At 47.5% G+C, this 7,724-nt stretch carries 1 protein-coding gene and 1 pseudogene; one reads left to right on the top strand and one right to left on the bottom strand.

All coding sequences use genetic code 11. The features are described 5' to 3' along the window. Positions 1–22 precede the first annotated feature (22 nt). Positions 23–3,629 (top strand): annotated as a pseudogene (locus tag QUA90_RS09970) (AAA-like domain-containing protein). A 242-nt stretch (positions 3,630–3,871) separates the two neighbouring features. Here the strand turns inward: QUA90_RS09970 and QUA90_RS09975 are convergent. Continuing rightward, positions 3,872–7,114 (bottom strand): DUF4347 domain-containing protein, encoded by a 3,243-nt coding sequence (locus QUA90_RS09975; protein WP_333445251.1) that lies wholly within the window; start codon positions 7,112–7,114, stop codon positions 3,872–3,874. Positions 7,115–7,724 lie beyond the last annotated feature (610 nt).

The raw sequence follows: 7,724 nt of genomic DNA on the forward strand, positions 1-7,724 counted from the left end.
CCGAAACAATTAACTATCAATTATGAAAGATTACTCTTACCAAATTGGTGGCAGTCTCACCACTGATGCGCCTACATACGTCGAACGACAAGCAGATATCGAACTTTATCAAGCCTTAAAACTCGGCGAGTTTTGCTACATTCTCAATTCGCGGCAAATGGGCAAATCTTCCCTTCTCGTTCGCACCTTCCATCGACTGCAAGCCGAAGGATTTCAATGCAGCACGATCGACATGACCCGCATCGGTAGCGAAAACATTACTCCCTTACAGTGGTATAAAGGAATCGTTGGGGATTTGTGGCGCAGTTTCCATCTTGTAGGCAAAGTTAATTTAAAAACCTGGTGGCAAGAACAAGAAGAAGTTTCTCTCCTGCAAAGATTGAGTCAATTTATTGAAGAAATTTTATTAGTCAAATTTTCCCATGAGCGAATTTTTATATTTGTCGATGAGATTGATAGTATTTTAGGCTTAGATTTTCCCGTCGATGACTTTTTCGCCTTGATTCGTTATTGTTACAACCAACGAGCCCTCAATCCCTCATACAACCGGATTACCTTCGTAATTTTCGGAGTAGCTACACCCAGCGATTTAATCACCGATAAAAATCGGACACCTTTTAATATCGGAAAATCGATCGATTTGTCCGGATTTAGCTTAGAAGAAGCTCAACCATTAGCGAAAGGGTTAGAAAAGGTCATAGCCAATCCGCAGGCAGTTCTCAAAGAAATCTTAGATTGGACGGGAGGACAACCATTTTTAACTCAAAAAATATGTGAATTAGTAGTAAAAATGGCAGGAAAAGCCCACAGCGGTGATTTAAAAATTCCACCGGGAACAGAGGGATTTTTTGTGGAATCTGTGGTAATAGAAAATATCATCAATAAATAAATGGGAATCTCAAGATGAGCCTGAGCATTTAAAGACAATTCGCGATCGCATTATTGGCAACGAACAACTCACTGCACGTAGCTTAGGTATCTATCAAAACCTCTTACAATGTGGTGAAGTTGAAGCGGATGATAGTCGAGAGCAGATCGAACTGCTGCTATCAGGTTTGGTAGTAAAACAGCAAGGTTTTTTACAGGTAAACAACCCGATTTATCAAGCAGTTTTTCACCTACAATGGGTAGAAAAACAGTTAGAGCAACTGCGTCCTTATTCCCAAGCTTTCAACGCTTGGATCGCTTCCAAACAAACCGATGAATCGCGATTGTTGCGGGGACAATCGTTAAAAGACGCTTCCTACTGGGCCCAGGGAAAAAGTTTGAGCGATTTGGATTATCACTTTTTAGCCGCTTCTGGTGAATTAGACAGGCTGGAAGTGCAGCAAGCGCTGGAAGCGGCGAGGCTCAGAGAAGTTGAAGCCAGACTCACAGAAGAACGCAAACGGTTAGTTTTAGAGCGAGAGACGGCAAAGCGACAGCGAAGATTTCTTGGGGCGCTCAGCGGAGCGCTAATAGTTGCGATCGCCTTTGGCATTCTCGCCCTCTGGCAATATCATTACGCCATCACCAGCGAACACCAAGCCCGCATCAGTGAAATTCAAGCCCTCACTTCCTCATCGGCAGGGCTATTCGCATCCCAACAGCGATTAGATGCCCTCGTGAGCGCCATTAAAGCCAGACGCAGGATCGACAGCCTAGCTAATTCCAGCCCCCAGTTGCCATCTCAAGTTCAACAAGTGCTGCAACAAGCCATCTATGGAACGGCAGAATTCAATCGCCTGTTGGGCCATTCCAGCCCGGTTCTGGCAGTTGATGTCAGCCCCGACGGTCAACTCATCGCCACCGGAGGCGGCGACCAAACAGCCAAGGTTTGGCAACGGGATGGTACCTTGCTGCACACTCTCCAACACACAATCAGCAGCGTCTACGCCCTTCGTTTTAGTCCCGACAGCCAGCGCCTGGTAACATCCAGCGTGGACGGCAACATTTATCTGTGGAGTCGGGAAGGCAAACTGCTCAAAACCTTTCAGGGACACAAGGCTGCGATCTGGGCGATCGCCCTGAGCCCAGACGGTCAGCGCATCGCCTCTGCCAGTGAAGACAGCACCATTCGCCTGTGGAGCTTTGATGGCAAACTGCTCAAGACTCTGACAGGACATCAAGGTTCGGTTTGGGGTGTTGCCTTTAGCCCGGATGGAAACCTGCTAGCCTCTAGCAGCACAGATAATACGGTCAAGGTCTGGACTCTAGATGGCGAACTCGTGAGAACCCTGGAAGGTCACAGCGCAAGCGTTTGGGACGTTGATTTCGCTTTACTTGCAGACAATAGCGGTGCAAAACGTCCCGCCATTATCTCTGCCAGCGCTGACAACACTGTCAAACTCTGGCAACCCGACGGAATGGCAGGCACGGGGGCACAGCCCCTACTTACTCTTAGCGGTCACAGTGCGGAAGTGTTTGAAGTCGCCGTCAGCATAGCAGGCGATGTGATTGCTTCCGCTAGCGCTGACCAAACCATCAACCTCTGGAAGCCGGACGGGACACTTTTGAAAGTCCTTAAAGGGCATCAATCTGGAATTCGCGGGCTTGCTTTTATTCCCAACAGTCAAATAGTTGTCTCTGCTAGCGACGACAATACTGCTCGACTCTGGAATCCGACAAACCCCTTCTCGAAAGTCCTTTACGGACATGGCGGCACGATTTGGGATGTGGATTTTTCCCCCGAAGGTCAGATGCTAGCTTCCGCTTCTTCCGATGGCAGTTTCAAACTGTGGGGGCGAGACGGCACGTTGCTGAAGTCTTTTGCTGGAAACGATAGTGCCGTTCACTCGGTTGCTTTCCTCTCTGGTACTAACTTTGCCAATCCTGCTAATACACCTTTCCTTGCTACCGCTAATGAAGATAAAACAATTAAATTCTGGCAGTTCGACGGGACGTTACTGAAAACCATAACAGGTCATGAAGCTGGAGTTTGGGATATCTCCCCAAGTCCAGATGGTAGGCTAATGGCTTCTGCTAGCAACGATAAAACCGTGAAACTGTGGAACAAGGAGGGCAGGGCGGGCACGGGGGCACCGCCCCTACGAACTTTCACAGGGCATCAAGCCAGGGTTTACGATGTGGACTTTACCCCTGACGGGCAGAGGCTGCTTTCAGCCAGTAGCGACAGCACTGCTCGGTTGTGGAGTCTTGACGGTAGGTTTTCCAAGACCCTAAAGGGTCATCGCAGCCCTGTTTGGGAAGTTGCCATCAGTCCAGACGGTCGCACTTTGGCAACTGCCAGCAGGGATGACACGATTAAACTCTGGACGAGTGATGGCGCGTTGCTCAAAACCCTCAAGGGAAATAGTAGAGGCATGATGGCGGTTGATTTCAGTCCTGACGGTCAAATGCTGGTGGGGGGAGGCTCAACTGGCGCACTCAAACTTTGGAAAACCGACGGGACAGAAATCACGACGCTAACCGGACATGAAGGGAACGTTTGGGGAGTTGCGTTTAGTCCCGATGGTAAACAGATTGCCTCGGTTGGGGACGATCGCACTGTGATTTTGTGGGATCTAGAGCGTATTCTCAAACTCGATGAACTGGGTTATGCGTGCGATCGCGTGGGGGATTATCTGCGAACCAATGCTGAAGTCAAGGAGGAGGACAGACATTTGTGCGATCGTATTAAAATGGAATAATATCAAGTCCGCTTTATTAGGAAAAAGAGATTAGTATGTGTGGCTATAGCATCAGAATATTAGAGGATATTTATCATACTTGGCTACTTTTTATTGGAAGATGATATAATACTAAATCCGGCTTAAATACTCCTTTTGTCTCACTCTGCGGACTCAGACTTCGTTTGTTTAGTAGCGGTTTTAACCGCCGAAGGATACGCAGAATGATCGAGGGTATAGACAAACCGGATTTAGTATAATAATTACAGAGTAATGAAATCGCTAGCGGTGAGAATACCGGGGGTAATATTGTTAAGCTTCGCCAACAATTGATTGGTATCCGTCACAGTAATCAAAGTTTGATTGTTGCTGGAAGTAATACTGAGTTGATTAAAACTCAAATCAGAATTCAACCCAATTAAATCCTCTCCCCTGCGGAAATCATTAATTATGTCGCTACCCGAACTTTGATTGAGGAAAAACACATCATTTCCCGAACCACCAGTCAAAGTATCGTCCCCAACATCCCCGGAAAGGAAATCTGCACCGCTGCCACCACTGAGAATATCATTACCTTTGCCCCCGTACAGGGTATCGTTACCGATGTCGCCACAGATCACATCGTTTTCATTGCCGCCCAACAGCAAGTCGTTGCCCTCACCGCCATCGAGACTGTCGTTTTCTTTGCCGCCGTAAAGCGTGTCATTTCCAAAATTGCCAAAAATCAGGTCTCCACCTTCATTGCCAAAAGCAATATCGTTGCCATTTCCGGCATTAATTGTGTCATTTCCTAAGTTGCCTAAAATGTAGTCGTCACCATCTTCACCCAGCAAGATATCGTCATCTTTGCCGCCGAAAATGCTGTCGTTGCCAAGGCCGCCGGCAACTGTATCATTTCCTAAATCTCCCCTCAACAAGTCGTCGCCCTCACCACCGACAACAGTGTCATTATCCTTGCCAGCGTAGATGGTATCGTTGCCAGCGTCGCCAGAGATGAAATCGCTGCCTTCATTACCGAAGATTGAGTCGTTATCTGCGCCGCCGTCAATGTTGTCATTGCCGCCCATGCCGTAGAGAGTATCGTTGCCCGTAAGTCCGTTAATTGAATCGTTGATGACACCGCCCATGATGAAGTCGGTAGTGTCGCCGCCGTTGATAGTTTGTTGGACGGGGTTGGGGGTGATGGTGGCCGGATCTAGTTGCGGAGGGTTGAGGCTATCGAGTAGGCAATCATCTAATACCGGAGTTGGCGTGGGAGTTGGTGTCGGTTCCGGTGTGGGCGTGGGAGTTGGTTCGGGTGTGGGAGTCGGAGTCGGTTCCGGTGTGGGAGTCGGAGTCGGTTCCGGTGTGGGAGTCGGAGTGGGAGTTGGAGTGGGAGTTGGCGTCGGAGTCGGTGTGGGAGTTGGGGTGGGCGTGACTGTAGGATTAAATTCGTACGCACCAATATCAACGATCGCACTTCCGTTATTATCACCATCTTGAGGGCGACTCACACCGCGCTGATCTGCCGCCGGCGCGCCCGCACCAGTACCAGTATCAATTGCCGGACTTCCTACTAGCAGTGGCAGCACGAAAGCGCCGTTAATATTTTCCAACGGGCCGAGTAAGGGATCGGCGATCGTAATACTTGCCGTAACATTACTATCATTAGGATCTCCGGTCGTCAGTTTAGCGGGAAATTGAAGATTGTTTCCCCCATCGATGAGCTCCCGTCCAGTGTGCTGCCTAGTTTTAAAAGAGTTACTTGCAGTATTCCTATCAAAAATCGAATTCTTGACAGTAATTGGCGATTTCACAGGGTCGTTAAAAGTAGCAATACCTCCCGAAAATTCAGCGGTATTCTTAGCAAAAGTCGAATTGACGATGTTCGTCGAAAAGGAATCTCTGTTAGCGACAACCATTCCTCCGCCCTGCTTAGCAGCGCTGTTGCCGGAAAAGGTACTGTTGACAACGCTGATATTTCCATTCCCTCCTGCCCACAAACCGCCCCCATTATCTTCAGCTTGGTTATTAGCAAAAGTGGAGTTTGTGACAGTAAGATCCACATTTCCGTGACGAATTGCGCCTCCGGAACCTCCAACTCCTGCTAGATCCTTAACAGCTTTATTGTTAACAAAAGTGCTATTTTCCAAAACTATCTTATCTTGAAGATAGCCAAATAAAAATCCCGCTCCTCCTTCTCTCGCTCCGATATTGCCATCAAAAACGCTGTTGCGGATAGCAATAGTTCCGGCAACGGGGCCGGGGGTTGCATTCGGCCCCGAAGCATTAGCACCATCGACGTAAACTGCGCCACCAACGCCTTTCTCTGTGCGGTTGCCGATGAATTTAGAGTTTTCGATCGTCATGCTGCCCAACAGGTTATTAACAGCTCCGCCGTAGCTGCCTTTGTTGTTGGTAAATTCGCTATCTCTGATAGTCAAAACACCGCCGCTTTTAGTTGCGATCGCACCGCCACCACGTTCGGTATTATCCGCTAGTGAACCATCATTGCCGCTAAACTTGCTGTTAATTACAGTCGTCGTGCTGCGGAAACCCGTGTAAATGCCGCCACCAAAACCGGCAACATTATTATTGACTTGGCTATTTTCTAAAGTTAAAGTGCTGCTACCTCCTGTTTGAATGCCACCACCGGCGCTAGTTGCCTCATTATTCTGATCGGTTCCAGAAACTTTGCCGTTGGCAATAATCAGGTTTTTTAGAGTAACATTTGTTGCACTCTCTGTGCGGATTACCCGCGAAGTATTGTTGCCACTGATGGTTAAATTCGCTGCATCAACTGCATCAATTGTCAAGTTTTTGTTGATAACAAGTTGACCAGAAGTGAGGGTAATTGTTTGGCTGGCCAGAGTCGAGGCAAATTGAATGGTATCGCCGGCTGCTGCGGAGGCGATCGCATCTCTCAATGAACCGGGCCCGCTATCATTATTGTTAGTAACGGTGATCGTCGCTAAAGTCCCTTGATAATTCGCCATTGCCTCTGGAGTCAAGGCTAGCGGGGCTTCAATATCACCCTTGGCAAACTCCAAATTCCAGTTACCACCGCGACCAGTGCGATCGCTAGATGCCGCAATATCAGCCCCGGTTAACTCGCCCAGGCGATCGACAAAATCGCTTCCCGAACCCGCAGCAACATCGCAACCATAAAGCACAATATCTGCTTTGTCGCTTAGCGCATTTCGCCACCCTTGCAACTGACTTTCATATTGTGGTAAATTATCCAAATTCAACGTCGTAGAACCTAGCTGCAAGCTGCCAGAATTGCCGTGAGAAAAAACGTGAACTTGGTCTACAGTTCCCCCCGCAGCAGAAATTGTTTGCAGTTTCGCAGTAATTTGCTCGACTCCGTTACCATTTTTATCTAAAATGATGATCTCTGCACCGGGAAGCACGCCACCCGTAAGAGTTTGATAGTCATCTAACTCGGAATCAATGAAGACAATAGATTTAGAACGAGAATTGCGGCTCGCAGATTGTGAATCAATACTGGCAAAAGTTGAGTTCATTTCGCATACCCTATGAGAATGTTTGCTATTTGCTGGTAGATTCACCTTGAAAGCAGAAGGCTAGAGATACAAAAGGCAGAAGGCAGAATTAAAACCTCGGTGATCCATCGGGGAGATTAAAGTTTAGGGAAAAACTTTAATTTTATCCCTAAGTGAAATTCGAGACTGGTCTCCATAATCAGTTTAATCTGGGTGAAAATTGCGATTTTTTTAGCAATTAAATGCAGCAGAGGATGTAATGTAAATAGTCCGCCACGGGGAACCTCTATATGTAGATTTGCCATGCACCTCCTTAGCCAGATAAGTAGTGCATCAAACCATGGGGAAGCCTTGGTCAGGTAAAATCCAGAAAATCTTTTCTGGACTTCGGACTTCCTGAGAATTGCTCTAGCTAGTACCTGATACATTCACATTATATAAAACCAGGAAAATTTCCTAAAATTTTGATTAATTTAACTTTTTTACTATCTGGAAAAAAGTTCCCAGAAATCTGAAATTTAGTGTTGAGAAAGCTGGCTTTATTCAAGCGCTACTTAGGGCTTGCTGAATATATCGATGGCACTTGACGTAGCCTGGGTTATGCGCTCGCGAGAGCGAGGGTAAAGTGCAA

The sequence above is a fragment of the Microcoleus sp. D3_18_C4 genome, from assembly GCF_036702355.1.
GTDB lineage: Bacteria > Cyanobacteriota > Cyanobacteriia > Cyanobacteriales > Microcoleaceae > Microcoleus.